Annotated in this window: 21 protein-coding genes; 9 read left to right on the forward strand and 12 right to left on the reverse strand. The window is 67.3% G+C overall.

The window, feature by feature from the left end; all coding sequences use genetic code 11:
* Nucleotides 1-813, reverse strand: coding sequence for a transketolase (locus tag AB4Z55_RS03835; RefSeq protein ID WP_231896006.1), 813 nt, complete (start codon nt 811-813; stop codon nt 1-3).
* 80 nt (nt 814-893) lie between these two features.
* Nucleotides 894-2,273 carry an MFS transporter gene (locus AB4Z55_RS03840; RefSeq protein ID WP_239402454.1) on the reverse strand — a complete coding sequence of 460 codons (1,380 nt, stop codon included), beginning with the start codon at nt 2,271-2,273 and terminating at the stop codon, nt 894-896.
* A gap of 169 nt (nt 2,274-2,442) precedes the next feature.
* Here AB4Z55_RS03840 and AB4Z55_RS03845 point away from each other — a divergent pair, with 169 nt between their 5' ends.
* Nucleotides 2,443-3,324, forward strand: coding sequence for a sugar phosphate isomerase/epimerase (locus AB4Z55_RS03845; protein ID WP_239402453.1), 882 nt, complete (start codon nt 2,443-2,445; stop codon nt 3,322-3,324).
* Nucleotides 3,325-3,350: 26 nt separating this feature from the next.
* Nucleotides 3,351-4,121 carry an SDR family NAD(P)-dependent oxidoreductase gene (locus tag AB4Z55_RS03850; protein ID WP_239402452.1) on the forward strand — a complete coding sequence of 257 codons (771 nt, stop codon included), beginning with the start codon at nt 3,351-3,353 and terminating at the stop codon, nt 4,119-4,121.
* Between the two features lie 25 nt (nt 4,122-4,146).
* On the opposite strand, the gene AB4Z55_RS03855 is transcribed toward AB4Z55_RS03850, so the two are convergent.
* On the reverse strand, nt 4,147-4,917 hold the full coding sequence (locus tag AB4Z55_RS03855) for an enoyl-CoA hydratase-related protein (RefSeq protein WP_004020482.1): 771 nt from the start codon (nt 4,915-4,917) through the stop codon (nt 4,147-4,149).
* 240 nt (nt 4,918-5,157) lie between these two features.
* Here AB4Z55_RS03855 and AB4Z55_RS03860 point away from each other — a divergent pair, with 240 nt between their 5' ends.
* Nucleotides 5,158-5,907, forward strand: coding sequence for a FadR/GntR family transcriptional regulator (locus tag AB4Z55_RS03860; protein ID WP_033204266.1), 750 nt, complete (start codon nt 5,158-5,160; stop codon nt 5,905-5,907).
* 7 nt (nt 5,908-5,914) lie between these two features.
* Here AB4Z55_RS03860 and AB4Z55_RS03865 read toward each other — a convergent pair whose 3' ends face one another.
* The 5 genes from AB4Z55_RS03865 to AB4Z55_RS03885 form a co-directional block, all read right to left on the reverse strand.
* Nucleotides 5,915-7,369, reverse strand: coding sequence for a wax ester/triacylglycerol synthase domain-containing protein (locus tag AB4Z55_RS03865; RefSeq protein WP_101819944.1), 1,455 nt, complete (start codon nt 7,367-7,369; stop codon nt 5,915-5,917).
* Nucleotides 7,366-8,859, reverse strand: coding sequence for an HAD-IB family hydrolase (locus AB4Z55_RS03870; RefSeq protein ID WP_369519179.1), 1,494 nt, complete (start codon nt 8,857-8,859; stop codon nt 7,366-7,368). The genes AB4Z55_RS03865 and AB4Z55_RS03870 overlap by 4 nt, the downstream gene beginning before the upstream one ends.
* On the reverse strand, nt 8,856-11,174 hold the full coding sequence (locus AB4Z55_RS03875) for a glycerol-3-phosphate 1-O-acyltransferase (protein ID WP_354562010.1): 2,319 nt from the start codon (nt 11,172-11,174) through the stop codon (nt 8,856-8,858). Before AB4Z55_RS03875 ends, AB4Z55_RS03870 begins: the two co-directional genes overlap by 4 nt.
* A 72-nt stretch (nt 11,175-11,246) precedes the next feature.
* A complete protein-coding gene (locus tag AB4Z55_RS03880) occupies nt 11,247-11,891 on the reverse strand; it encodes an oxygenase MpaB family protein (RefSeq protein ID WP_369519180.1) in 645 nt (214 codons plus the stop codon).
* A 100-nt stretch (nt 11,892-11,991) separates the two neighbouring features.
* Entirely contained in the window at nt 11,992-12,195 is a 204-nt protein-coding gene (locus tag AB4Z55_RS03885) for a cold-shock protein (protein WP_004020476.1), read from the reverse strand.
* A gap of 217 nt (nt 12,196-12,412) precedes the next feature.
* Here AB4Z55_RS03885 and AB4Z55_RS03890 point away from each other — a divergent pair, with 217 nt between their 5' ends.
* Nucleotides 12,413-15,835: a protein kinase gene (locus tag AB4Z55_RS03890; RefSeq protein ID WP_369519181.1), complete on the forward strand. Its 3,423-nt coding sequence runs from the start codon at nt 12,413-12,415 to the stop codon at nt 15,833-15,835.
* Between the two features lie 154 nt (nt 15,836-15,989).
* Nucleotides 15,990-16,823: an aldo/keto reductase gene (locus AB4Z55_RS03895; protein WP_101820073.1), complete on the forward strand. Its 834-nt coding sequence runs from the start codon at nt 15,990-15,992 to the stop codon at nt 16,821-16,823.
* A gap of 199 nt (nt 16,824-17,022) precedes the next feature.
* On the opposite strand, the gene AB4Z55_RS03900 is transcribed toward AB4Z55_RS03895, so the two are convergent.
* The 4 genes from AB4Z55_RS03900 to AB4Z55_RS03915 all read right to left on the reverse strand — a co-directional run bounded on the left by AB4Z55_RS03900 (nt 17,023) and on the right by AB4Z55_RS03915 (nt 21,809).
* Nucleotides 17,023-17,796: a trans-aconitate 2-methyltransferase gene (locus AB4Z55_RS03900; RefSeq protein WP_369519182.1), complete on the reverse strand. Its 774-nt coding sequence runs from the start codon at nt 17,794-17,796 to the stop codon at nt 17,023-17,025.
* 73 nt (nt 17,797-17,869) lie between these two features.
* Nucleotides 17,870-19,276 (reverse strand): xylulokinase, encoded by a 1,407-nt coding sequence (gene xylB, locus AB4Z55_RS03905; protein ID WP_369519183.1) that lies wholly within the window; start codon nt 19,274-19,276, stop codon nt 17,870-17,872.
* Nucleotides 19,273-20,748: a mannitol dehydrogenase family protein gene (locus AB4Z55_RS03910; protein ID WP_248644010.1), complete on the reverse strand. Its 1,476-nt coding sequence runs from the start codon at nt 20,746-20,748 to the stop codon at nt 19,273-19,275. Before AB4Z55_RS03910 ends, xylB begins: the two co-directional genes overlap by 4 nt.
* Nucleotides 20,745-21,809 carry an NAD(P)-dependent alcohol dehydrogenase gene (locus AB4Z55_RS03915; protein ID WP_369519184.1) on the reverse strand — a complete coding sequence of 355 codons (1,065 nt, stop codon included), beginning with the start codon at nt 21,807-21,809 and terminating at the stop codon, nt 20,745-20,747. The genes AB4Z55_RS03910 and AB4Z55_RS03915 overlap by 4 nt, the downstream gene beginning before the upstream one ends.
* 149 nt (nt 21,810-21,958) lie before the next feature.
* Between AB4Z55_RS03915 and AB4Z55_RS03920 the strand changes: the two genes are divergently transcribed.
* The 4 genes from AB4Z55_RS03920 to AB4Z55_RS03935 are packed head-to-tail and all read left to right on the forward strand — an operon-like array spanning nt 21,959 to nt 26,200.
* Nucleotides 21,959-23,002, forward strand: coding sequence for a sugar-binding transcriptional regulator (locus AB4Z55_RS03920; RefSeq protein ID WP_004020469.1), 1,044 nt, complete (start codon nt 21,959-21,961; stop codon nt 23,000-23,002).
* Nucleotides 22,999-24,357, forward strand: a complete 1,359-nt coding sequence (locus AB4Z55_RS03925; RefSeq protein ID WP_101819953.1) for a sugar ABC transporter substrate-binding protein — start codon at nt 22,999-23,001, stop codon at nt 24,355-24,357. The genes AB4Z55_RS03920 and AB4Z55_RS03925 overlap by 4 nt, the downstream gene beginning before the upstream one ends.
* 2 nt (nt 24,358-24,359) lie before the next feature.
* The gene (locus AB4Z55_RS03930) at nt 24,360-25,313 is read left to right on the forward strand and encodes a carbohydrate ABC transporter permease (protein WP_101820075.1); all 954 of its coding nucleotides are present in this window, start codon (nt 24,360-24,362) and stop codon (nt 25,311-25,313) included.
* A complete protein-coding gene (locus AB4Z55_RS03935) occupies nt 25,313-26,200 on the forward strand; it encodes a carbohydrate ABC transporter permease (protein WP_101819954.1) in 888 nt (295 codons plus the stop codon). The genes AB4Z55_RS03930 and AB4Z55_RS03935 overlap by 1 nt, the downstream gene beginning before the upstream one ends.
* Nucleotides 26,201-26,262: the final 62 nt, after the last annotated feature.

The following is a 26,262-nucleotide window of genomic DNA, read 5'->3' on the forward strand; positions in this document are numbered from 1 at the left end:
TCAGGCCTTCGTGATGTTCGATGAGAAGCGTTCGGTCAGTTGGTCTCGGCAGATCTGCCACTCGTGCTCCTCGATCCGCATGAAGTGCGCCTTCTCGCGATCCTCGAGGATTGTCGCGCCATAACCGACCTTGGTGTCGCAGATGACGATCGACGGTGTCCCGCGCGGGGTGGCCCGGGATGCCACGTCGTCGAACGCGTCGAGGAGTGCGACCGGATCGTTGCCGTTGACCCGGCGTACGTACCAGCCGGCAGCTTCCCATTTCTGTTCGACCGGTTCGATGTTCAGAATCCCGGCCGTCGGGCCGTCGGCCTGCAGCGCGTTCATGTCGACCATCGCGATGAGGTTGCCCAGCTGATGGTGATGGGCGCCCATCGCGGCCTCCCACGTCGACCCTTCGTCGAGTTCGCCGTCGGACAGGAAGTTGAAGATGCGGGATTCCGAGTTCTGGTGGCGCAAGCCGAGGGCCATGCCGACCGCCACGGTCAATCCGTGGCCCAGCGAGCCCCCGGAGATCTCCATTCCCGGTGTGTACGAGGCCATCCCGGACATGGGAAGACGGGAGTCGTCGGCGGCGTAGGTGAGGAGTTCGTCGGTCTCGATGATCCCCGCCGCGGCGAGTGCGGCATAGAGGCCGATGGCGTAATGCCCGGTGGACAGCAAGAAGCGGTCGCGTTCGGCCCAGTGGGGGTCGGTCGGGCGGTGTCGGAGCTGGCTCGCATAGACGGTCGCGAGGATGTCGGCGGCGCCGAGCGCCTGGCCGACATATCCCTGCCCCTGGACCTCACCCATGTCGATGACATGGTGGCGCATCCGGTAGGCGAAGTCGGTGACCTCGGCGAGGCGGTCGGTGGGGTCGATCTCGATGTCGACGGCGGTGTGGGAGGTGACAGTCACAGCAGTTCCTTGGTGGGATGGGAGACAGAAGGGCGTTCGTCGACATGGTCGTGTTCAGCTGCATTGCGGTGCGCGTCGGCGACCAGGCGGCGCTGTTCGGGGCCCCACGTCTCGCGGGTCATCAGCGCGGCGACGAGCCCGATCGCAGCGTAGGAGGCGAACAACAGGGCGGGTCCGACCCACCCGAGCCAGATGAAGAGCAGGGTCGTGATGAAGGGCGTGAAGCCGGAGACCATGGCCGAGATCTGGTAGGCGAGGGAGGCTCCCGAGGCGCGGCGCGCGGCGTCGAACAGTTCGGGGAACCACGCGCCCTGCGCACCGGCAAGAGCGTTCTGGCAGACCGCATAGGACAGGACGATCGTCGCCGCGATGAACAAGATCAAGCCTGTGTTGACCAGCAGGAACATCGGGATCGCGAAGAGTACGGCGAACGCGCAGACGCCGATGTAGACGGGACGCCGACCGACCTTGTCGGTCAGTGTCGCCCACCCGACGGTGGCCCCCACACCGATCGCAGAGGCGATACACAGAGACGTCAGGGTCTCGCTCTTGGTGGCGAGTTCCTCGCTGTGCAGGTACGAGATCATGTAGGTGATCGACACCGCGTAACCGGCGGTTTCGGCGACGCGAAGTCCGATGCCGCGCAGGATGTCTCGCCAATCGCGCTTGATGGACTCGATGACCGGGGACTTCTCGACCCGGCCGGAGTCCTTGACCTCCTCGAACACCGGGGATTCGGGGACCTTGGCCCGGATGATCAGCCCGACCGCGACCAGCACGATGCTGGCCAGGAACGGCACCCGCCAGGCCCAGTCGCCACCGAGGTGGACGCTGCCGAGGAACACCAGATTGGCCAGCAGCAATCCGACGGGGAAGCCGGCCTGCACGATGCCGGTGTACTTGCCCTTCGAGCGCCATGGCGCGTGTTCGTAACTCATCAGAATCGCGCCACCCCATTCGGCGCCGAAGGCGAGGCCCTGCACGATCCGCACGATGACCAGGAGGATCGGGGCGATCACGCCGACCTGGGCGTAGGTCGGGAGCAGGCCGATCACGAAGGTCGCCAGGCCCATCACGATCAGCGAGGCGACGAGGACGGGTTTACGCCCGACGCGGTCACCGAGGTGCCCGCCGATGATGCCGCCGATGGGGCGGGCGGCGAACCCGACGCCGAGCGTGGCAAATGCCGCGAGCGTGCCGGCCACCGAACTCTGTCCGGGGAAGAACGCAGTGCCGAAGTACAGCGCTGCAGCCGTACCGAAGCCGATGAAGTCGTAGGTCTCGATCACGGCGCCGACCGAGGAGCCGACGGCGACGCGTTTTGCGTCCGGCGTGCCCTCGATCGGGCCGCGCATCTGGAGTGCCGCTGTCGTCATCGCGCACCCCTCCTTCGAGTAGATGGGTCAAGTTTCTCAGTGAGCGTTGGGCCGCAACAACCACGAGTGTGACCCGACACACTTTCATTGTCAACAGTCAACGGTTGGCGGTTGACTGTTTGCAGGTTGACGCTTAGTGTGGTCCGCATCACGATCAAGGAGGCAGGAAATGCGCCACCCACGACTTGGTTGTTCGACGATCACGTTTCGTCGACAAGAGCTGAGCCGAGCCCTCGGCACCATCGCCGAACTGGGGTTTCGTGAAGTCGATCTCGGTTCTCTACCGACGGTGTGCGAGCACGTCCCGCTCGCGCTCGATGAGCAGGTGCGATCTCGAGTCGCCCGGACAGTTCGGGACAGCGGACTCGGCGTGCGCTCGATCAACGCCGACATCGGCGACCTGAATCGCCCGGCTTCGACGAGCGAACTGGACGCCTCCCGCGCACATCTCCATGAACTGTTGACGCTCGCCGCCGCGGTGGGAGCGACTGCCCTGGTCCTGCCGAACGGAGCGTTGTCGCAAGAACCGGTCGAGACGCTCACCGCCGATCTCGACCGGGTGGCCGGCCGGCTCGCCGAGGCCGCCGAGACCGCCGAGGACTACGGGGTCGAGTTGTGGACCGAGTCCCTGCACATACATCGGTTGTGCTGCACGGCCGAACGCGCGCTGGCCCTTGCGGCCCGGCTGGACGGGAGCCGGGTCCGTCACGTCGTGGACTTCAGCCACGTCGTCGCCTCCGGAGCGGGGCTGACCGAGACGATCGACGCGTACGGTGACCGCACCGCCCACGTCCATCTCCGCGACGCGACCCGAGGACTCGTCTCCGATCTGCCCGACCCCTTGATGCCAGGCAACATCAATCTCAGCATCGGGCGGGGCGAGGTCGACTTCGCGCAGGGCTTGCTCGCGTTGCAACGCAATGCCTTCGACGGTCACTTCACCCTCGAACTGGAGACGCACGACGTGCCCGAGGGCGCGCGCGCATCGGCAGCCGCCGCGGCGGCCGACACCATCGAATCGCTTCTGAACCTGCACCCCGCCGGCACCTGAACATCGCTACAGCAAGGAGATTCACCATGACCATCAAGCGCACCGCCGTCATCACCGGCGCCGCATCCGAATCCGGACTGGGTCGCGCGACTGCCGCGCGCTATGCCGAGGAAGGCTGGGCCATCGTCGTTCTCGATCTCGACGGCGAGAGCTCGGCCAAGGTCGCCGCCGAGATCGGCAACGCCTACGACGTTCCCGCGTTCGGCACCGCCATCGACGTCGCCGACGAGTCCTCGGTCGGACGAGCCCATGAGGCCATCGCGGCCGAGGTCGCTTCGGGAGCGCTGCCCCCGATCGGCGCGCTCGCCAACATCGCGGGCATCACCTCACCCGTCCCGTTCCTCGAGACCACGGTCGACCTGTGGAACAAGGTGATGGCCGTCAACGCCACCGGCACCTACCTCGTCACGAAGGCATTCCTGCCGGACATGATCGAGAACGGATGGGGGCGGATCGTCAACATGTCGTCGGTGTCGGCCGAGCGTGGCGGCGGCGTCTTCGGCAAGGTTCCCTACTCGTCGGCCAAGGCCGCGGTCCTCGGCTTCACCAAGAGCCTCGCGCGCGAGCTCGGCGACTGCGGAGTGACCGTCAACGCGGTCGCGCCGGGCGCAGCAGACACCGCGATCCGGGTCGGCAGCACCTCCGAGCAGGAGGCGGCGATCGCCGCGAGCATTCCGCTGGGCCGCGTTGCCACCACTCGCGAGGTCGCCTCGGTCATCACCTTCCTCAGCTCCGAGGACGCTGCTTACCTCACCGGCACCACGATCGACATCAACGGCGGAAGCCACATGCACTGACGCTCGGTAGCACAGGTCGTCGTGATCAGCCCTTGGCCAGGCCGGCGACCTGTGCTTCGACGGCCGCCTTGGAATCCGGATGTTCGGAGAGCCGGACGGTGAACGACTGTTCGAGCTCGTAGCCGCGCCGGATGTCGAGGTCCTCACATCCGTTCAGCGACTGCTTGGCCAGCACGATGGCGTGCCGGCTCTTCGCCGCGATCGAACGGGCGCGCGCGGTGGCGATCTCCATCAGTTCCTCGTGCGCGACGACCTCGATCGGGGCACCCCACCGTGCCAGCGTCGTCGCATCGGCGGGCTCGGCCGTGAGGAACATCCGGCGCATCGCCTGCTGGGGCAGCATCCGTGCGGTGAAGCGACCACCGCCGAGGACGCCGACATTCATCTCGGGAAGTCCGAACGTGGCCCGCTCGGAGGCGACGACGAGATCCGACAGGGCGACAAAGCCGAAACCGCTTCCCAGGGCGGGGCCGTTGACCGCCGCGACGACGGGCAGATGGCAGTCGCGGATGCTGAACAGCGCGCGCCGGGCACGTCGCATGGCGATGTCACCGCTGATCGTGGACATCGTGCGGAACTCGTTGATGTCGTTGCCCGCGCAGAAGATCCGGCCGCGCCCGGTCAGGACGATCGCGCGGACCTCCTGATCGTCGGACAGGGCGTCGAAGGTGGCGGCGATGTCGTCGTACATCTGGCCGTCCACGGCGTTCACCTTGCCGCGGGCCAGCTCGACACACGCGACGCCGGGCTCGCGCATCGTGACCGAGAGATGCTCTGATGCAGTGGTTGTCGCCATCTCGTGTGCCTACCTCTCCTGAGCCGCGCCGATTGATCGCTCGCTCGCGGCGGCGGTGCGCACGGGCGGCGGGCGCGAACAGATCGTGATCGGCTCCACGGTATCGAAGCTCCTTAAATATGTACAGAGTTTATGACGAAGGAGTCACGGAGTTCGGGCAACCGGCTTGTTCGCGAACCGCCGGACGCCGAGGTCGGTAAGGTATCGACACCGACCGACCTGCGCACCCACGGGAGACCCATGACCGTCGCCGACGAGCCCGACACCCGTCAGCCTCGTGGACAGAAGATGTCCGCGAAGGTGGCCAACATGGTGGCCGACGAGATTCTCGGTGGCGGCATCGTCGAGGGCCAACGGCTGCCCACCGAGAAGGAGATGGTCACCGAGTACGGGGTGGCCCGGACGACGGTGCGCGAGGCGTTGCGGCTGCTCGAGAGTCGCGACCTGGTGACGATCAAGGCCGGGATCGGTGGTGGCCCCATCGCCAAGCGGCCCGAACTCGATTCCCTCGGCAACATCATGAAGCTCTTCCTGCAGATCAACGGCGCGAACATCAGCGATGTCATCGACGTACGGCTGATGCTCGAACCGATGGTCGCGCGCGCGGCGGCCGAGAATGTCACCGACGATCAACTCGATGCGATGCAGGCCGCGCTGGACCGGATGCGCGAGCACCCCGAGGACCACGACAACTTCCAGGAGAACAACGCGGCCTTCCAGCGCGGTGTCTACGAGGCTGCGGGCAATCCCGCCCTGCGGGTCGTGATGGAGACACTGTGGCTGCTCGTCCGCGACGCCGAACCCGTCGAACACCCCATCGCGACCCGGCTCGCGGCCTTCGAACTCCAGCAGGACATCCTCGACGCCATGCGCGCTCGCGACGTCGAGGCGACGGCGGCCGCCATGGATGTGTTCAACCAGGAGTCCGCGCGGTACTACCGCCGCCGGCTCCGCGACATCATCTCCCGCCCGGTTCGGTGGCAGATCTGAGTTTCGGTCACACCACCCGCCGGAGGGTCCCCGGCACCACCTCGTCGTCGGCGGCCAGCGCGAGCACCTCGCCGAATCCGGCGACGAGGCAGTCCGCGAACAACTCGAGGTCGGTGACCGCGGCCCCGTCGGAATTGATTCCGAGACAAGCCGTCCCGTTGTGGGTGATCATCGTCGCCATCATCGCGCAGCCGGGGAGCGGGCCGAAGGGGAACATCCGCTCCACCTTGGCGCCGGCCACGTAGGTGTCCCATGGGATACCCGGTACGTTGCTGGCCTGTAGGTCGTTCTGGCTGGTCGTGCCGCTGAACTGCATGAGAACCGAACCGGGGAGCCACGCCATGACCGACCCGAGGGTGTTGAAGATGTCGACTGCCGGTTCGTGCCGGGCGACGCGTACCTGTTCACGGATGGTGAGCACTCGCTCGAACGGGTCGGCGATCCCCACCGGCCCGGCGAGTCGTCCCACCGCGATGCGGTTTCCGCCCGCCGGGTCCTCCGGACGACGCACCGAGATCGGGATGGCCACCGGCATCGTCTCGATCGGGGTGCCCATCTTCTCGTGATACAGGCGGAAGCCACCGACGAGCCCGGCCAGATACACGTCGTTGATCGACGCGCGGGTCGCCGTGGCGGCCGCCTTGAGGTCGGTGAACGGGACCTCGAATGCGCTGAAACGCCACGACAGACTCCGGTGTGCGAGGAGCGGTGAACCCGGGGGGCTGACCAGACCGGCCACGCGGGGGACCGAACGCCCATATCGCAGCACAGAACTCAATGCCTGCCGGGGATGCTGCAGGGCGCGGACTCCGCGGAAGGTCGTGTCCAGGCGATGGGGGATCCGACGGATCTCCTCGCCCAGCTGCCGTCGGAGCAGGTCGACGGGGGTGATGTTCACCGGGTCGGGACTCGGCGGCTGGGGTTTGCCCGGATTGTGTTCGCGGGTGGGTGAATGCAGCTGTGCGAGTCCGATGATGGCCCCCATGCCGTCGGTGAGTGCATGGTGGGCTTTGAGGAAATACGCGGCCCTGCCGTCGGGAAGCCCTTCGATCAGCGTGCCCTCCCACGGCGGGCGTGCCGCGTCCAGTGCGGTCATCGCGAGCTGTTCACAGGTGACAAGCAGCTCGCGCATGCTTCCGTTGCCGCCCAATCGGATTCGGCGCAGATGGTAATGCAGGTCGAAATCCGGGTCGACGGCCCAGCTGGGCGTGCCGGTACCGAACGGCGAGTCGACGACGCGCTGCCGGAATCGTGGCGCCATCCGGCTTCCCCATTCGTGCGCGGCCACGAGCCGGTCCCAGTCGGGCGCGCAGTCGTACACCTCGAGCATGCAGATGGTCCCGCGCATGCGCCGGTCGGTGTCGCCGCGCCACATGATGGTGTCCACCGAGCTCATGTGTGGCTCGTTCGCCCAGTCCAGCGGGCGGTCGACGCCGTCGGTCAGGTCGGTCTCGTCGCTCACATCTGCCTCTCCTCGGGGACCTCGGTCGGTGGCCGGGCGTCGTCGTCGGCGAAGAAATCCAGGGGCCAATCCGCCAGGGCGCTGACATACATCTGCCGCACCTCTTCGGCGCGGTCGCCGATCTCGGCAGGCGACCAGTCGCTGGTGTGCACCGGCGGCAGAACCATCACCTCGACGGTGCCCGGCCGGATGAGTTGCGCACCGCGCCACATCAACTCACCGGTGTTGCGGAGGACCACCGGGACGATCGGCACACCCGCCTGCATGGCGATGTGGAAGGGACCCTTCTTGAACCGGCCCACGCGGGGAGTGGGGGACCGGGTGCCCTCGGGTGCCACCACCAGGGACATCCCCTCGTCTCGCAGCGCTCTCACCGCCGGTGCCAGTTGTTCGATCGCGCGGCCGGGGTCGGCGCGATCGATGAACACCAGCCCGGCCTGCTGCAGGATCGGCCCGACGACCGGCACCCGTTGCACTTCCTTCTTGGCCACGCCGGTCGCCTCGGACCGGACCAGGTTGATCATCACCGGCAGGTCGAGTTTCGACTGGTGGTTGAAGAGGAACACACAGGGACGCGCCGACGTGAGGTACTCACCCCCTTCGAGGACCTGTACGTGGATCCCGGCCAGGGACAGTCCGACGTCGGTGCCGGTCGGCAGCGCCTCGACCAGGGCGGAGGGGTCGCGCCGGACGAGCCCGGTCGTGACGCCCACCGCGGCGGATGCGAGGAACGAGCTGTAGAAGGCACCGGTCCTGGCCAGCATCCCGAGCCGGTTGTACGTGGGGTTCTTCAGGTCGATGATCGGCCACCCGCGGGTCTCGGCCTCCGCCCGCAGGATTCGACGTGGTGAGACGGCCGCCGGGTTGCCCACCGATTCGAGGTAGGGGATGTCCTCGTTGCCGTCGCTGTATGCGAACGAGGCGCTGAGGTCGATGCCGTGCTCGCGAGCGAGAGCCCGCACCGCGGCGGCCTTTCCGGGTCCCCAGAGCGGGCGTCCCCGGATGTTGCCGGTGACCACCCCGTCGACGACCTCGACGTCGGTGGCCAGCGCGAAGTCGGCCTCGATCTCCCGTGCGATGGGCTCGATCTGGAATCGGGTGGCCGAGGATGCGATGACGATCGTGTGGCCCATCTCCCGGTGTGCGCGCAGGATCTGCCACATCTGCGGCCGCAACTTGGCCGCCGTCTCGTACTTGAAGAGGTGTTCGCCGAACTCGATCATCTCGGCATACGTCTTGCCGGCGAAGGTGGGCCGCGTGGCATCGAGCACCTCCGCGTAGTCCTGCTCGGACACGACGCCGCGCAGACCGATGACGAGGAAGTCGGCGAGCTCGCCGAGCCCGAATTCCATGCTCCGCAACCGTGCCCGCATGATGGCGGCCGCGGAGAATCCCTCGATCAAGGTGCCGTCGTAGTCGAAGAGGGCGGCGACCTTCTTGCCGGTGGGCGCGGACCGGATGGCCCGCATGCGGTCGGTGAAGGCACTCACGGCGTGGCCTCCGCCCACACAGCGGGTTGGATGTCCTCGATCGAGGCGATCCGGGCCAGTCGCTCGCGCATCGCCTCGACCTCGTCGAGCCAGTCGTGCCGGGCGGCCGCGAGATCGGTGATGTTCTCGCCGTGGATCAGATTCCGGTTGTCGGCGAGCTGGTAGCACCCGTCGTAGATGTCCTTGGAGACCGAATCCTTGCTGCGTACAACGCCTTGCAGCGACAGTTGACGGCCCAGGCCCAGGCAGTCGGTGATCAGCTCGTCCTTGTCGCGCGACGCCGTGCCGAGCTCCACGAGCTTGGTTGCGAACACCAGTTGGGCGTCGAAGAACGGCTGCAGTGTGCGTCGGGCCAGCAGGCCGCCGGTATGCCCGTGCAAGACCTCATAGGTCCACTCCTGGGTCGGGGTGACGGCACGCCAACCCGGGGCGAGCAGGTCCAGTTCGAGGCCGAGGCGGTGCAGGAACTCGACTTTCGGCGGAAAGAAGAACTCGAACTTGAGCAGGTCCCGAATCCGCAGGGCCTCGCGTTGCGACGCGGCGAGCAGGCCCTCGTCGGCGACCGGACCGTCGGCCGCCTCGTCGTACCCGATCGGGGCCTCGCCGGGCGGGACATCATCGGCCCGGACCTCCCCGTCGGCCACGGCGAGCATGGCGACCTCGACGATCGCCCGGTCGACGAAATGGTGCAGAGCACCGTTGCGGTAGTAGGCGGCGACCGCATGGTTGTCAGGCACGATGGACCACACCGGCTCGGACCCGCCCTCGTAACAACTCACGACGCCGTTCCCGGCGAGGACCCGAAGCGTCTGGGTCAGCCCGACCCCGCGACACAGTGCCGGATCCGGCCCGGGCAACTCGCGCCGGCGGATGTAGTCGAGCAGAGGCGCCAGGATGTTCTCGATCTCCGCGAGGGTGTAGGCCCGGTCCTGGGCGCCGAGGAGCGCGAAGCCGGCCAGCGAGGTGGCCGAGATCGGGGTGGCCGAGTTGATCTCGTCCATCACCCGGAACGCGACCTTCTCCAGTCGGGAGCGCCCTTCGCCGGCGTCGTCGAGAGCGGTCCGCAGCGAGATGGGCGTGCCGAATCGGACCCGCGCCTCGCCCAGATAGGCGCGCTGCGCCTTCGCGTAGCGCAGCAGCCACCCCACTCCCTCGGGTTTCTTTGTGCCACCGGCATCCTCGGCCGCCATCGCACCGATCTCCTGGAGCTGGTCGTACACGATCGACGTCGGCACGATCGTCACGTCGGCCTCGTCGAGTTGGCCCACGGCATCGACGACATAGGTGAGCAGGCCGAGTTTCGGCTTCCGCAGCTTGCCGGTCCGGCTGCGGCCTCCTTCGATGTACCACTCCAGATTGAAGCGCTTCTCGACGATGTAGGCGAGGTAGGAGCGCATGGCGAACTTGTAGACCGGGTCCGCGCCGAACTTCCGACGGATGAAGATCATGCCGGCGCGGCGCGCGACCGGCCCCACCGGCCAGAACGACAGATTGTTTCCACCCAGGACGAGATTCGGTGGGAAATCGTTGGTGCGCAACACCTTGGCGAGGACGAGCGGATCGACGTAGGACCGGTGCGACGGCAGGAAGATCAGGCCGGTCGACTTGTTGAGGGTGCGCAGGGTGTTGAGGTTCTCCACGTCGACGGTGACGTTCCAGGCCCGCTCGTGCAACCGGTTGAAGGTCGCCGAGAACACGTCGTCCATGAGGCGGCTCTGCGTGGCGACGAAGGTGGAGAGTTTGTCGGTGGCCTCGGCGACCACCGCGTCGGTGGGCCGGCCCAGTTCGGCGGCGAGTTTCGCCGCGGACGTCTGGAATCGCGACGAGCTGCTGATCTGCTCGGCGACGAGCCGGGGGACCTTGTAGCGGTCACCGACGATCTGACGTTCGGCCCGCTCGGCCGAGACCGACGCCTGGAACAGGACGAACTGGGCGAACGGTTCACCCTGAGCCTGATGATGGGCGTATCGGGTACGGAGTTCCTCGATCGTCGCGGGCGCGCCGGCGACGACGCGGAGACTGTCCGGCCGTCTCCTGCGGATGAGTGGTTGAACCGCGCCGAGCGGGCGTCGAGGATTCGACAGCACCAGCACGTCGCCGAGCGTGACCCGCCGCTCGCCCTGCCGGACCGCGGGCAGCCAGACCGCTCGGACCGGTACGAGCAGGGTCTCCGGCGCCATCGTGTCGAAATCGATGTCCGCCGACCGGGAGATCGTCGCATCCGGGTAGTTCGCCGCGGTCCACTCGCGCACCGCCCGAATCTCGCTTGATGTTCGGGCCTTGGTCAGCACCACCACGGGATCGGTCACCTGCATCACCCTCACGTCTCCTCGGGCCGTACCACGCCTCATTGTGACGTGGACGACATCGGGGAGGGCGGGTTTTCGTCAGGACGGTCGACGTGCCGCGAGGACTTTGGCGCGCACCTCGCCCGGCCAGATGTTGTGTGCCGGGGCGACCCTGTCTGCGGTCCTCAGCATCGACGCGGTGGTCGCGAGAACGCGCCGGTCGGACCGCGACGGCGTCAGTCCCAGGTGCCCGGCGGCCACGGGATGCTGGATGGCGCGCACAGCGGGCGTCGGAAGTGCGCGGAAATACCAATAGTCGGGCCGAAGCAGCTGCTCCCGGTACCACCTCAGACCCGGGTCGGGATCGAGTTCGGTGGCCAGCGCCTCATCGACGTATGTCGCGTGCTCGAAGAGGAAGACCTCCGGATTGAGTGCGTGGTAACGCCGGCCGTCGGGGCGTCGACCGTGAAAGTGGTCGTGGCTGTACCGGATTCGTCGCACGGCGTCGAAGTCGTCTTCGTATGCCGACCGGATGATGCAGGGAGTCGTTCGCCGTTTGTGGACGTACACCCGATTCTGGACCATCGAGAATTCGTGGGTGGCGGCGGCTGTCGACGGGTGCAACATCTGCAGGGACACGGCCCGGCAGATCGCCATGACGAACCGGCGGTCGCCCACGTAGCGCCAGAGCAATGAGTTCTCGTCGAGCGACACGCTCGTCTCCCGTCCGTACCAGACCGACATCTGAATACGAACGTTATCAGATTGCGTCTACACCCCGGAGACGACGAAACGCCCCGTCCGACCTGATGGCCGAGTGGGGCGTTTCGCGAAAGTCAGGAGCTCAGAGCGCGCTGACGTTGGTAGCCTGGGGGCCCTTGGCACCCTGCTCCACGTCGAATTCGACACGCTGGTTCTCCTCGAGGTTGCGGAAGCCGCTACCGGTGATCGAGGAGTAGTGGACGAAGACGTCTGCGCCCTGGTCGTCGGGAGCGATGAAGCCGAAGCCCTTTTCGCCGTTGAACCACTTGACGGTTCCCTGTGCCATACTGCTGTACTTCTTTCTTCAGTGAGCAACCACCAAGACCGATGGCTGCGCGTCAACTCTGTCACAGATGTCGACGGTTGGGAAACGCAGGGGCCGAATTGGTGTGGCCGCTCGGTCCGGGGGGCACTCCGCTCTGGTGACGAAAGCCCCGCTCCCGACGCATGCCTGAGTAGGCTGGACAGGGCAGCAGCCGATCGACACGCGATCGAGGCAGATCATGGTCGAGAACGATCCGTTGACCACACAGCGCGATGCCGTTCGCGACGTCGCAGGTGAATTGGTGGGTGCGGGTTTCGCCGACCCGGTCGAGATCGGGCGTGGCGGTTACGGAGCGGTGTACCGCTGTCGGCAACCGGCTCTCGACCGCGACGTCGCGGTGAAGGTGCTGACGGATCACCTCGACAAGGAGAACCTCGAGCGATTCGTTCGCGAGCAGCGCGCCATGGGCCGTCTCTCCGGTCACCCGAACATCGTCAACATCCTCGAGGTGGGTTCGACGCCCGAGGGCTTTCCGTTCATCGTGATGCAATATCACCCCAACGCGTCGCTCGACGTGCGCATTCGCAAGGACGGCCCTCTCGGGTGGCGCGAGATCCTGCGCCTGGGGGTCAAGGTGGCCGGCGCCCTCGAGACCGCGCACCGTGCGGGCACACTGCATCGCGACATCAAACCGGGGAACATCCTCATCACCGAGTACGGCGAACCCCAGCTGACAGACTTCGGGATCGCACGCATCAGCGGGGGCTTCGAGACCGATGCCGACCTGGTCACCGGGTCGCCGGCCTTCACCGCACCCGAGCTACTCGCGGGCGCCGCTCCCTCGGTGACCTCTGACGTCTACGGGCTCGGCGCGACCCTGTTCTGCGCACTGACCGGGCATGCCGCCTTCGAGCGACGCAGCGGAGAGCAGGTCGTCGCGCACTTCCTCCGAGTGGCGAGCGAGGGGGTCCCGGACCTCGCGGCCGCCGGGTTCCCCGCAGAGGTGTCCGGTTGTATCGAACACGCGATGGCGCGCGAACCCGAAGACCGCCCCGACTCCGCACTGGCGCTCGGTGAGGAACTGCGGAACGCGCAGGGACTGCTCGGGGTCCCGCTCGACGAGATGGCGCTGCCCGCCGGGGCCATGGGGCCCGCGACGCCGACCACTCCGCAGCGGCGACGCACGACGATGAATCTGCCCATGCCGTCGACGAAGTTCCGGGCGCCCGTTCGGCCGCGGGCACAGGTCGCCAGGTCTCGGCTGCTGGAAACCCTGCGAGACGGCAAGTTGCGACGACTCACGCTCATCCACGCACCCACCGGCTACGGGAAGACCACGGTCGCTGCGCAGTGGGCCGAGAAGCTCGCGGAGGACGGCGTCCCGGTGGCTTGGCTGACGGTCGACGACAGCGACGACGGCCTGGCGAGGTTCCTCGCCGACCTCATCGAGGCGCTCGGCCGGGCGGACCCGGACACGGTCGGGGATCTCGCGGCGGTGGTCGAAGAACACGGCGACCGCGCCGACGAGTACGTGCTGACGTCTCTGATCAACGATGTCCACGCGCGAGGACGGCGGATCGCACTGGTCATCGACGACTGGCATCGGGTCACGGACGCGGCGGTCATCGGAGCAATGGACTATCTGCTCGAGCACGGATGTCACCACCTGCAGGTGATCGTGACCAGCCGGACCCGGGCCGGCCTTCCGGTGAGTCGCCTGCAAGTGCACGACGAGATCATCGAGATCGACATGTCAGCACTGTGTTTCGATGCCGACGAGGCCGAGCGATTCCTTCGTGACGTCGCCGGGCTGGACCTTCGCGCCGATCAGGTCGCCGAACTGTGGTCGTCCACCGACGGATGGGTGGCCGCACTCCAGCTGGCGTGTGTCTCCCTGCGCAGATCCGGCGAGCCGTCCGAGCTGATCGGTGACATCTCCGGACGGCATCATGCGATCGGTGACTTCCTGGCCGAGAACGTTCTCGGGGTCCTGGAACCGGAGATTCTGCAATTCCTCCTGAAAGTGTCGTTGCCGGAACGGATCTGCGCCGACCTCGCGACGACCCTGAGTGGCGAGCCCCGGGGGCAGGCCGTGCTCGAGGAGGTGGAGGTCCGAGACCTCTTCCTCACCCGGGTGGACCAAGCCGGTGAGTGGTTCCGGTTCCACTCGCTCTTCGTCGAATTCCTCCGTCGGAGGCTCGAACGCGATGAGCCGCAACTGATCACACCGCTTCATCGCAAGGCCTCGGAGTGGTTCGCCCGGCACGGCATGCTCACCGAGGCCGTTGACCACGCGCTCGCCGCCGGTGATGCCGATCGCGCCGTCGAACTGGTCGAGACCGACGGCCGGTCGCTCATCGAGCATTCACGGATGACCACCCTGCTCACACTGATCGAGAAGCTGCCGCCGGTGACGGTCGCGGCCAATCCGATCCTGCAACTGCAGCTCGCCTGGGCGAACCTCCTCCTGCACCGGGCCGCGCTGGCGGAGTCGTCTCTCGAACGGGTCCGGATAGCCCTCGAACGATTGCCGCGATCGGACGCGGCCGCGGGGATTCGCCGCGAAGCGGATATCGCCGACGCGTGCGTACGCGCCATCTCCGACCGTCTGGACGGGCTCGACGAACTCGTGGCGAGCCTCGCCGAGGACCTGGAGGGATTGTCCCCGTTCCTCGTGTCGGCCATCCACAATGTCGGAACCCTCGGCGCCACCATGCGATTCGACTTCGACGAAGCCCATCGCTGGCAACAACGCGCGATCCCGGCGCATCAACGCAACACCGGTCCGTACGCGGTGATGTACGGCTACGGGCTCGACGGGCTCGCCTTCTTCGAGCAGCTCGACCTCGACCGCGCCGAAGCGTGTTTTCGTACCGGACTCCGGCTGTCACGCGAACGCGGTTCTCCGACACAGTCGCAGGGCGCCCGGCTCGCCTGCGCTCTGCTCGCCGAGATCCTCTACGAACGCGGCCAACTGGAGGAAACCGAGCGTCTGCTGGACGAGAGCTTTCTGATCGGGGCGGCCGAGGGGGTCGTCGACATGATCGAGGCGCGCCACCTCGTCGGAGCGCGAGTGGCATTGTGCCGCGGCGATCAGGACACCGCGGCGCGGTATCTGGATGAAGTCGTGCACGTGGCCCAGCGTCTGGGCACCCCACGACTCCGTGCCCTCGCCGAGAACGAGCAGGTGACGCGGCGCCTCCCGACCCGGTTGCCCATCGTGCCCCGCGTCGATCCCGGCGCGGATGTGCCGCGTCAGGGCATCGCCGCGATCGTCGCGCAACTCGACGCCGAGACCGCGATCCGATTGTCGCTGGACTCCGACGACGACCCGGGCGCGGCGGACGCCGCGTGCGGGCGGGCGCAACGGTGGGTGGACGCTCTGACCGGGACCGGACGGCGGCGAGCTCTGCTGCGTGCGCAACGACTACTCGCCGTGTGTCTCGGGGCTGCGGGACGGTTCGACGAGGCGTATGACCTCACCGTGACGGTGCTGGAGCAGTGCGCCGCGGCCGGGCTGGTGCGATATCCGTTGGACGGCGGTGACGAGTTCCGGCGGCTCGTCGAACACGTCGCCTCCGGTGTCCGCGCAGGTGAGCGTGCGGAGGCGGGGTCGTTGTCCCCTGACTTCCTCGACCGCGTGATCGGCGACGAGACGTAGGGCCGACGACCCATGGGGAATACCGGGACCGCCGGATCGACTTGAACCTGAACGTGGCCGCGGCCGGGCGCCCCGATGTCGGGCGTCCCGAACAGGTCGTAGCGGAGACCTGCGCGACCGACGTCTCCAGACCCCTACGAGAGGACAAGTGCTCATGACAGTCCCCACCATCACCCTCAACAACGGAGTCACCATCCCGCAGTTGGGTTTCGGAGTCTTTCAGATTCCGCCGGAGGACACGCGCGAGGCAACTCTGACGGCGTTCGAGGTCGGTTACCGGCACATCGACACCGCCGAGATGTACGGGAACGAGAAGGGCGTCGGTGAGGCGGTCCGCGATTCCGGCATTCCTCGCGACGACATCTTCATCACCAGCAAACTGAACAACGGCTTCCACGATCACGACGCCGCGCTGAAGGCGCTGGACGGCACGTTGGCCGACCTCGGCGTCGAACAGATCGACCTGTTCCTGATCCACTGGCCGCTGCCCGAGGTGGGCGACTACGTCCAGACCTGGAAGGCCCTCGAGAAGGCCTATGCCGACGGCAAAGCGCGCGCAATCGGCGTGTCGAACTTCCAGCAGGCTCATCTGCAGCGTCTCTTCGACGAGGCCGACATCGTGCCCGCGGTGAACCAGATCGAGGTGCATCCGTACCTCTCGCAGAACCCGTTGCGTGCGTTCAACTCCGAGCACAAGATCGCCACCGAGGCGTGGTCGCCGATCGCGCAGGGCAAGGTGACCGACGACGCGGTCATCACCGAGATCGCCAAGACCAAGGGCCGGTCGCCGGCGCAGGTCACCCTGCGGTGGCACATCCAGCGCGGTGACATCGTCTTCCCGAAGTCGGTCACCCGCAAGCGCGTCGAGGAGAACTTCGCCCTGTTCGACTTCGAACTCTCCGACGCCGAGGTCGCCCAGATCGACCGCCTGAACAACGACGAACGCATCGGCCCCGACCCCGACACGTTCAACTACGTTCCGGAGTGACCTGACGCTCCGTCGACCGTGCACCGTTTTTCGTCGGGTGGCATGTCCTGCTCCCTGAGGAGGCTCCCTGAGGAGCGAGCTTGCGAGCGTCACGAAGGGTCCGTCGGCTCGGTCACCGGACCCTTCGTGACGCGCCCTCCGCAAGCTCCGGGCGCTCCTCAGGGAGCAGAGCGGGGCGGGTGGGGGCGTTGCTTTCGCGCTACGGCCTGGTCAGCGAGGCGCGTAACTGGCTGAAGCGGAACAGTGCGGGTTCACCGACGACGTCGGTGTAGCGATCGACGACGGCATCGACGAAGTCATCGACCGCGCCGTCCGGCAACCGGCTCGTCCAGTCCGACGCCCCGACCGCGAACCAGGCGCGGAAGTCGTCGACCGAGTCGAACTGCCAGTTCAGGTCTTTCACCGTCAGGTCGTCGACGATGAAGCCGGCGTCGGTGGCCAGTTCCCCGAACCGAGGTGGCTCCACATGGACGTACGGCGCGTCGAAGCCGTCGAAGTGGCGCTGCCACTCCGGTTGCGCCGCGACTTGCATGGCGACGTCCTCGATGCTGGGTCGGTCGGTTGCGCACACCATCTGCAGCACCGCCCGGCCCCCGTCGACGAGGCTTCGGGCGATTCCGCGCAGGGCGGCGCCCTGGTCGTGGACCCAGTGAAGGGCGTTGAACGACACCGCGATGTCGAAGTCGTCGTCGAACGGCAGGGCGAGGACGTCGTCGACGTGGAACTGGACTCGCAGCAGATCTGCTGGGACCCGGAGCAGAGCGCGTTCGATCATCCGCCGTGACGCGTCGACGCCGACGACCGAGCCCGACGGAAGCCGATCGGCCAGCAGCATCGTGATGAAGCCGTCGCCGCATCCGACATCCAGGAGTCGCTCGGTGCCGGCGAGTTCCAGATCCCCGATCGAGTCCTCGGCGACCATGCGCTGCAACGCGCTCACGTCCGCGTAACGCTCGCCGTCCCAATCGACCATCGCGCACTCCTCGGTTGTCCGACCTGCGGGTCATTGTCCCCGGTGCGATCGCTCGGCGCGCGACTTCGGCGTATCAGCCGGACGACCCCTGCGCGTGCGCGACCATCCGCGCGGCCTCGAGGTACCGGGCGTACACCTCGGGAGTGGGTGGTCCGGTGAGCGTGTGGGTCGGAGACTCCCACACGGGGAGTTCGCCGGTCAGCGCCCAGGTTGCTTGACGCGCCGCACCGAGCGCCACGTGTTCGCCGTCGGCGGGTACGACGACCTCGCCGCCGAACAAGCCCGGCGCGATCTCGCGGACCGCTGCCGATTTCGCGCCACCCCCGGTGAGCAACACCCGATCGACCCCGACGCCCTGCCCCTCGATCTGCTCGCGGCAGAAGACCAGCGACGAGACGAGACCTTCGACGGCGGCTCGCGCGATCGAGGCCGGCGTGAAATTGGCGGAGGTCAGGCCCGCCAGTGTTCCGGTCGCCTGGGGAAGGTTCGGCGACCGTTCGCCGGCGAGGTACGGCACCATCGTGACGCCACCCGCGCCCGGCTCGGCCGACATCGCCAACCGCGCGAACTCGGCCAGGTCCACGCCGAGCATCGTCGCGGTCGCCGACAGCACCGGGGCGCCGTTGAGCGTGCAGACCAGCGGCAGGTGACGCCCCGTCGCGTCGGCGAACCCGGCCACCAGACCTGACGGGTCATCCGGCGCCACGTCGCCGACCGCACTGACCACGCCCGACGTCCCGAGGGACACGACCGCATCTCCGGGCCCGGCATGCAATCCCAGTGCGGCCGAGGCATTGTCACCGGCCCCCGCGCCCACGACGGTCCCCGACGGGGTGGTCCCGGCTCGCTCTGCGGGGCCGAGTACGCGGGGGAGCAGTGGCCGTCGACCTCGAAACGCCCTCTCCAGCAGATCGACTCGGTACTCATCGCGCGCCGCGCTGAAGTAACCCGTTCCCGAGGCGTCGCTTCGGTCGGTGGTCAGTTGACCGATGTCGGTGCTCCCGCGCAGGCGCCAGGTGAGCCAGTCATGGGGTAGGCAGACCGCCGCGGTGGCGTCGGCGTGCTCGGGCTCGTGGTCTGCCAGCCAGCGGAGCTTGGTCGCGGTGATCGATGCCACCGGTACCACACCGACCGAGCGTGCCCAGGATTGCGGGCCGCCCAGTTCGGCGACGAGGGCGGTCGCGCTCGGTGCGGAGCGGGTGTCGTTCCACAGCAACGCGTCTCGGACGACGCGCCCCGCCTCGTCCAGGCACACCATGCCGTGCTGCTGGCCCGCGACCGAGACCGCCGCGACGTCCTCGAGCCCGCCGGCCTCGCTCGCCGCCGAACACAGTGCGTCCCACCAGTGATCCGGGTGCACCTCGGTCCCGGGAGGATGTGGTGCCTGCCCGGCGCGCACCACCCGTCCGGTGACGGCATCGCACACGACGACCTTGCACGACTGCGTCGACGAATCGATCCCGGCGACCAGCGTCGTCATGCGAGCAGACCGACGAGCGTGGCACGAGCGCCCCTGCTGCGCAACGACTCCAGCGCGGACAGGTACGGCTCCGTGAACAACGGTTTCTCCGCGAGAGTGCCGAACAGTTCGGGATCGGCGACGAAAGCGAGGGGATCGGTCCGTGAGCGCTGCGCTCGCGGAACGAGATCGGCCGCAAGAGGATCGACGACGTCGATCGGGTCGCCTGCCTCGTCGACGCCCTCGGCGTACCGGGTCCAGCTCGCCACGACCGCGGCGGCCAGGTCGCTTCGCTGATCCTGCTCGAGGCGCTCGCGGATGACCGGCACCAGCCACTTCGGGATGCGGTCGGACGAGTCCTGGCAGAGGCGGGCGATGGTGTCGGCAATCGCGGGGTTGGCGAATCGTTCGAGCAGGGTGTCGATGTAGGTGTCGACGTCCACGCCGGGGAGGGGGCGGAGCGTGGTCGCTCCCTCTTCGGTCATGTAGCGACGCAGCAGAGTACGGATGTCGGGGTCGGATGCGGCGTCGTGGACGTAGCGGTACCCGAGCAGATAACCGAAGTAGCACAGCGCCTGGTGGCCGGCGTTGAGCAGTCGCAGTTTCATCAGCTCGTAGGGGGTCACGTCGTCGACGACCTGGACCCCCACCTTCTCCAGCGCCGGACGTCCCATCGCGAAGTCGTCCTCGAGGACCCATTGGGTGAACGGTTCGGCGACGACCGGCCAGTTGTCGACGATGCCGGTGCGATCCTCGACCTCGTCGGCCAGGTCGGGCGGCGTCGCCGGGGTGATCCGATCGACCATCGAGTTCGGGAAGCGCGTGTTGTCCTCGATCCACCCCGCGAGTTCCGGGTCGCGCAACCGGGCGTAGGCGAGAAAGGTCGAACGGGCCATGTGGCCGTTGCCCTCGATGTTGTCGCAGGACATCACCGTGAACGACGGTGTCCCGCGTTCGCGGCGTCGAGCCAGCGCTTCGGTCACCAGTCCGAACACGGTGCGTGGCGGCGCACTCGCCTCGAGGTCGGCGACGATGTCCGGGTTCGTGGCGTCGAACTCGCCGGTCGACGGTGAGAAGTTGTAACCGCCCTCGGTGACGGTCAATGACACGATCCGCGTCGCCGGGTCACTCAACCGGTCGATCACCTTCTCGGGATCGTCCGGTGCGTACAGATAGTCGACGATCGAGCCGACGACCGAGGTCTCCACGGCGCCGTCGGGATGCTTGAGGGTGAGGGTGAACAGTCCGTCCTGTGGGACGAGGGCGTCCCGCATGGCGGCGTCGGCGGTGCGGACACCGACCCCGCAGATGCCCCAGTCGTTCGCCGACGGGTCGGCGGCGAGAAGGCGGTCGAGGTACATCGCCTGGTGCGCGCGATGAAAGGCGCCGACACCGAAGTGGACGATCCCCGGGGTCACAGCCGCGCGATCGAACGCGGGCGTGTCGACGCCATCGAGCCGCGGCAACGTCTCGTCGGTCAGCGATGTGCTCATCGGCGGGTTCCCTCCGGCCGGGTCGTGACGGTCTCGGCATCGTCGTCCGAGTTCGGTTCGTAGCGCGAGATGGCCGGGTAGACCACCGCTTTGATGTTCCCGGGAACGCGATCGGCGTTGAGCGCGTCCGTCAGTTCGTCGAGGCCGAACCGCGCGGTCACCATGGCATCGAGATCCACTGCTCCCGTCCGGGCCAGGGCCAGTGCGGTCGGCCACGTGTTGGCGTAGCGGAACACCCCGGTCACGACCAATTCGCGATTCTGGATGAGCGAGATCGGGAGTTCCATGGTGTCGGCGCCCATGCCGACCAGGATCACACGTCCGCCGGGACGAACCCGCGACAGGCCTTCCCGGACCGCGCCGGCGACTCCGCTCGCGTCGACGAACGCATCCACCCGGTCGATCTCCGTGCCGGGTGTGATCACCGTCGTCGCGCCGAAATCCCGTGCGCGCAGACGGCGTTGCTCGTCCGGCTCGCTCACGACGATGCGCGCGAGACCGGACGCCCGCGCGACCTGGGCGACCATCAGGCCGATCGGTCCGGCGCCGGCGATCAGCACGGAGCCGCCGGCTGCGACCTCGGCCTTGCGCATGGCGGCGATGCCCACCGAGAGGGGCTCGAAGAGGGCGGCCGCCTCGTCCGAGACCTCAGGAGGTACCGGATGAGCGAAATCGGCTCCGATGGTGACGAATTCGGCGAAAGCGCCGTCGACCGGGGGTGTCGCGTAGAACCGCATCCGCGGGCACAGGTGATAGTCACCGCGTTTGCTCTCCGGCGTGGTCGGGTCGGGACGTTGCGGCTCGATCGAGACCCGCTCGCCGATCCGACCCGCGTTGACGCCGTTCCCGACGGCGACGATCACTCCGGCGGCTTCGTGGCCGAGAACGAGCGGATCGCGGACCACGTACTCACCGATCCGTCCGTGGCGGAGGTAGTGGGTGTCCGAGCCGCATACGCCCACTGCGCGAACGGCCACCGTGACGTCGCCGGCTCCGGGTTCGGGTGACCGGCGACGTTCGGTGGTCACCGTCAGGTCGGGATGCAGTACGCCGGCGCGCATGTCGTCCGGTATGCGCGATAAGCGGCAATCGACTGTTGCGTGGGTCACACCCAGATGCTAGCTTATTGAGCACATTGACCGCCAGTGAGCAGATGCTCATCACCACGGCTCGGTGACGACGGCAAATGGACGTGAAGGGGCACCCTCGGATGGCACCTCGAAAGTCGGCGATCGGCGCGGAGGGGGAGACCCATGCCGTGCCGCGTGTGGCCACGCCGCGCGGCGGTGGCGACTCCGGCCAGGATCTGCGACTCCTTGTCCGCGCCGCGACCATGTACCACCTCGAGGGACTCACCCAGGCCGAGATCGCGGGCCGACTCGGGGTGTCGCGCCCGACGGCCGGCCGGCTCGTCGCGCGAGCCAGGGCACAGGGTCTCGTGCAGGTGTCGGTATCGGCCCCGGCGCACCTGTCGGCATCCATCCACACCGATCTGGAACGCGCGGTCGAGGAGACCCTGGGGCTCGACGAGGTCCTCGTCATCGACGAGGTCGCCGACGGCACCACCACCGGCAACGCCGCCCTCGGTCGAGCGGGGGCGTCGGTGCTGACCCGACGGATTCAGCCGACGGACACCTTCGGATTCACCTGGGGGCCCGAACAAGTGGCCGTCGCCGACGCCATGGCTGCGTCCGCCTCGTGTCAGCGGGTCGTGCAGATGGACGGCTCGATGACCTCCGTCGAATACCACACCGGCGTCGACCACGCGCTCTCGCGATTCTCCGAACGGCTCCATGCCCGACCGCTGCGGCTGGTCGCACCGCTCTACGTCGACCCGGAGACGGTCACCGCCGTGAACCGTGATTCGATCCTCTCGCAGGCACTCTCGGCGGCGCGCGGTGCGCAGGTGATGTTGTTCGGTGTCGGCTCGGTGTCGACCTCGACAACTCTGTTCGAGGGCTCGTTCATCGACGCGGTCGTCCTCGACGAACTGCTCGACCTCGGCGCGGTCGGGGAGATCGGCGGACGCTTCTACGACGCGAACGGCGGCGCCGTCCCCTCCAGCCTCGTCGACCGGACCGTCTCGGTGTCACTCGACGCGGTCCGTGCCTGCCCGACCTCGATCCTCGTGTCCGGTGGGACACACCGTCGCGAATCCATCCTCGGCGCGCTGCGTGGTGGTTACGCCACCATTCTCGTCACCGATGTGGAGACCGCCGAATGGCTTGTGATGCAAGAGAAAGGCGAACAATGACGTTCTCCCGACACCGAGTGCGATGGGCGCTGGGTGCGATGATCGCGACCGTGGCTCTGGTGCTCACCGGCTGCTCCGGCGCGGGTTCACTCACCGGCGGCGGAGGTCGCGAGATCACCGTCGCGATGGTCTCCAACTCGCAGATGCAGGACGCGGTGAAGCTGTCCACACAGTTCGAGGAGCAGAATCCCGGCGTCTCGGTGCGGTTCGTGACCCTCTCCGAGAACGAGGCGCGCGCCAAGATCACCGCATCGGTGGCCACCGGCGGCGGTGAATTCGACGTCGTGATGATCAGCAACTACGAGACCCCGATGTGGGGCGAGTACGGCTGGCTCGTGAACCTGACCCCGTACATGGACGCCGATCCCGACTACGACGCCGACGACTTCATCCCGACGCTGAAGACGGCTCTGTCCCACGACGGTTCGATGTACTCGGCGCCGTTCTACGGCGAGTCGTCATTCCTGATGTACAACAAGAAGCTGTTCGCCGAGGCCGGGGTGTCATTGCCGCCTCAGCCGACGTGGCCCCAGGTCGCCGAAGCGGCGGCGAAACTCGACAACGAGCGCACGGCGGGGATCTGCCTGCGCGGCAAGCCCGGCTGGGGCGAGGTGCTCGCCCCGCTGAACACCGTGATCAACGCGTTCGGCGGACGCTGGTACGACGAGGACTGGAATGCGCAGCTGGACAGTCCCGAGGTGGCCGCAGCGGTGAAGTTCTACGTCGACACGGTCCGGAACCACGGTGAGGCCGGCGCGGCATCGTCCGGGTTCCAGGAATGTGGAAACCTGTTGTCGCAGGGCCAGGTTGCGATGTGGTACGACGCGACGTCCGCGGTGTCGGTGCTGGAGAGCCCGGACACCTCGTCGATCGCGGGTGACGTCGGCTACCTGCCCGCCCCGAGCATGGCCAAAGGCGACAACGGCTGGCTCTACACCTGGTCACTGGGCATCCCCACCAGCAGCAAGCACCAGGACGAGGCGTGGAAGTTCATCCGGTGGATGACCAGCAAGAGCTACATCGAGTACGTCTCGGAGACCCTGGGGCCCAGTCACGTACCGCCGGGCAGCCGCCTGTCCACGTACGAGCTGCCTGCCTACAAGGAACTCGCCGCCCCGTTCGCCGAGCAGACGCTGAGCGCGATGCGTGCGGCGAACCAGCTGAAGCCGACCCTGGAGCCGGTGCCCTACACCGGAGTCCAGTTCCTCGCCATCCCCGAGTTCCAGGATCTCGGAACCCGGGTGAGCCAGCAGATCTCGGCAGCGATCGCCGGCCAGATCAGCGTCGACGACGCGCTCGCGCAGGCGCAGGAGTACGCCCAGGTCGTCGGCAAGTCCTACCAGAGGGAGCAGTGATCATGGCCACCGCAGTCTCCACTCCGCCACCCGACACCGCGCCGAAGGCGCCGCTGAAGTCCTCGCGCGATCACGTCACGCGTGCCGAGGGATGGCGCCGACGTGGTCCGCTTCTCCCCGCCCTGATCTTCCTGATCGTGGTCACCCAGATCCCCTTCGTGTTCACGCTGTACTACTCCACGCAGTCGTGGAACCTGGTGCGCCCGGACTCGCGAGCATTCGTCGGCCTCGACAACTACGTCGCGGTCTTCGGCGACAGCCAGTTCTGGCGGGTGACCGTGAACACGATCCTGTTGATCGTCGGCACCGTACTGATCTCGGTGCTCCTGGGCCTGCTCTTCGCGCTGCTGCTCGACCGGAAGTTCCTCGGCCGCGGGGTGGTCCGCACTTTGCTGATCACGCCGTTCCTCGTCACCCCGGTGGCGGCCGCGCTGCTGTGGAAGACCAGCCTGCTGTCGCCGACCAACGGTCTCGTCAACTGGGCGCTGAGTCCGTTCGGCATCGAGACCGACTGGCTGTCGGAGTTCCCGCTGATGAGCGTGATGGCCGAACTGGTCTGGCAGTGGACGCCTTTCATGATGCTGCTGATCCTCGCGGGTCTGCAGTCGATGCCCCGTGACATCCAAGAGGCGGCACGCGTCGACGGCGCCACCAGCTTCCGGCTCTTCCGCGAACTGACGCTGCCGCATCTGCGTCGCTTCATCGAACTCGGTGCGGTGCTCGGTGCGATCTACCTGGTGAACACGTTCGACGCGGTGTACATGATGACCTCCGGCGGCCCGGGAGTGTCCAGTTCGAATCTGTCGTACTACATCTACCAGCGCGCGTTCCTCGGCTTCGACATTGGCCAGGCCGCGGCGATGGGCGTGGTCACCGTGATCGGCACGATCGTCGTCGCCACGCTCGCTCTACGCCTGATCTTCAAATCATTCACCGGGACAGAGGAGCCGGCCTGATGACCACCGACATCCGCTCCGACCGTACGTCGGCCGGGAAGCCAGACGGGAAGCCCGGCACCGAGATCCGTCGTCGGCGCCGGCCACGTCAAGCGGCGCTGACCGCGGTGACCTGGATCCTCGCGATCGGCTTCTTCTTCCCGGTGCTGTGGATGGTGCTGACCGCGTTCAAGCAGGAGAGCGACGCGGCGACGAACCCGCCGACCTTCTTCTTCGAGCCGACACTGCAGCAGTTCCGGGACGTCTTCGACGCGGGAATCGGTACACCGCTGTTGAACTCGGTGTTCGCGACCATCGTCTCGACGATCCTGGTGCTGTTGCTCGGCGTACCCGCGGCGTTCGCACTGTCACTCCGGCCGGTACGCAAGACCAAGGACGCGCTGTTCTTCTTCATCAGCACCAAGATGCTGCCGATCGTCGCCGCGATCATCCCCCTCTACGTGATCGTCGGCGAGATCGGGATGCTCGACAACATCTGGACCCTCATCATCCTGTACACGGCCATGAACCTCCCGATCGCCGTGTGGATGATGCGCTCGTTCTTCCTCGAGGTGCCCGGGGAACTGCTCGAGGCCGCCAGCATCGACGGCGCGAGCCTGTGGACCTCGGTACGCGAGGTGATCCTGCCGCTGATCTCGCCGGGAATCGCAGCGACAGCACTGATCTGCGTGATCTTCTCCTGGAACGAGTTCTTCTTCGCCGTCAACATGACCGCGGTCAACGCGCAGACGATGCCGGTGTTCCTGACCGGCTTCATGTCCGGTCAGGGCCTGTACTGGGCGCAGCTGTCCGCGGCTTCCGTGCTCGCCGCGCTCCCGGTCGTCATCTGCGGCTGGATCGCCCAGAACAAGCTCGTCCGCGGCCTCTCGTTTGGCGCAATCAAGTGACAGCTCAGTTCGGTATCGCGCCATCGGTCCCAGCGCGGCGCAATCAAGTGACCCGTCCCCTC

This window comes from Gordonia sp. ABKF26 (assembly GCF_041103195.1).
Taxonomy (GTDB): domain Bacteria; phylum Actinomycetota; class Actinomycetes; order Mycobacteriales; family Mycobacteriaceae; genus Gordonia; species Gordonia terrae.

Excerpts from the sequence above, each read along its gene's own strand:
- xylB (WP_369519183.1), bottom strand. The coding sequence starts at position 19,276 with ATGACGACGCTGGTCGCCGGGATCGATTCGTCGACGCAGTCGTGCAAG.
- AB4Z55_RS03910 (WP_248644010.1), bottom strand. The coding sequence starts at position 20,748 with ATGAGCACATCGCTGACCGACGAGACGTTGCCGCGGCTCGATGGCGTC.
- AB4Z55_RS03855 (WP_004020482.1), bottom strand. The coding sequence starts at position 4,917 with ATGGCGACAACCACTGCATCAGAGCATCTCTCGGTCACGATGCGCGAG.
- AB4Z55_RS03890 (WP_369519181.1), top strand. The coding sequence starts at position 12,413 with ATGGTCGAGAACGATCCGTTGACCACACAGCGCGATGCCGTTCGCGAC.
- AB4Z55_RS03835 (WP_231896006.1), bottom strand. The coding sequence starts at position 813 with ATGCGCCACCATGTCATCGACATGGGTGAGGTCCAGGGGCAGGGATAT.
- AB4Z55_RS03915 (WP_369519184.1), bottom strand. The coding sequence starts at position 21,809 with ATGCGCGCCGGCGTACTGCATCCCGACCTGACGGTGACCACCGAACGT.
- AB4Z55_RS03920 (WP_004020469.1), top strand. The coding sequence starts at position 21,959 with ATGGCACCTCGAAAGTCGGCGATCGGCGCGGAGGGGGAGACCCATGCC.
- AB4Z55_RS03860 (WP_033204266.1), top strand. The coding sequence starts at position 5,158 with ATGACCGTCGCCGACGAGCCCGACACCCGTCAGCCTCGTGGACAGAAG.
- AB4Z55_RS03925 (WP_101819953.1), top strand. The coding sequence starts at position 22,999 with ATGACGTTCTCCCGACACCGAGTGCGATGGGCGCTGGGTGCGATGATC.
- AB4Z55_RS03875 (WP_354562010.1), bottom strand. The coding sequence starts at position 11,174 with ATGCAGGTGACCGATCCCGTGGTGGTGCTGACCAAGGCCCGAACATCA.
- AB4Z55_RS03935 (WP_101819954.1), top strand. The coding sequence starts at position 25,313 with ATGACCACCGACATCCGCTCCGACCGTACGTCGGCCGGGAAGCCAGAC.
- AB4Z55_RS03885 (WP_004020476.1), bottom strand. The coding sequence starts at position 12,195 with ATGGCACAGGGAACCGTCAAGTGGTTCAACGGCGAAAAGGGCTTCGGC.
- AB4Z55_RS03930 (WP_101820075.1), top strand. The coding sequence starts at position 24,360 with ATGGCCACCGCAGTCTCCACTCCGCCACCCGACACCGCGCCGAAGGCG.
- AB4Z55_RS03845 (WP_239402453.1), top strand. The coding sequence starts at position 2,443 with ATGCGCCACCCACGACTTGGTTGTTCGACGATCACGTTTCGTCGACAA.
- AB4Z55_RS03840 (WP_239402454.1), bottom strand. The coding sequence starts at position 2,273 with ATGACGACAGCGGCACTCCAGATGCGCGGCCCGATCGAGGGCACGCCG.
- AB4Z55_RS03895 (WP_101820073.1), top strand. The coding sequence starts at position 15,990 with ATGACAGTCCCCACCATCACCCTCAACAACGGAGTCACCATCCCGCAG.
- AB4Z55_RS03900 (WP_369519182.1), bottom strand. The coding sequence starts at position 17,796 with ATGGTCGATTGGGACGGCGAGCGTTACGCGGACGTGAGCGCGTTGCAG.
- AB4Z55_RS03850 (WP_239402452.1), top strand. The coding sequence starts at position 3,351 with ATGACCATCAAGCGCACCGCCGTCATCACCGGCGCCGCATCCGAATCC.
- AB4Z55_RS03880 (WP_369519180.1), bottom strand. The coding sequence starts at position 11,891 with ATGTCGGTCTGGTACGGACGGGAGACGAGCGTGTCGCTCGACGAGAAC.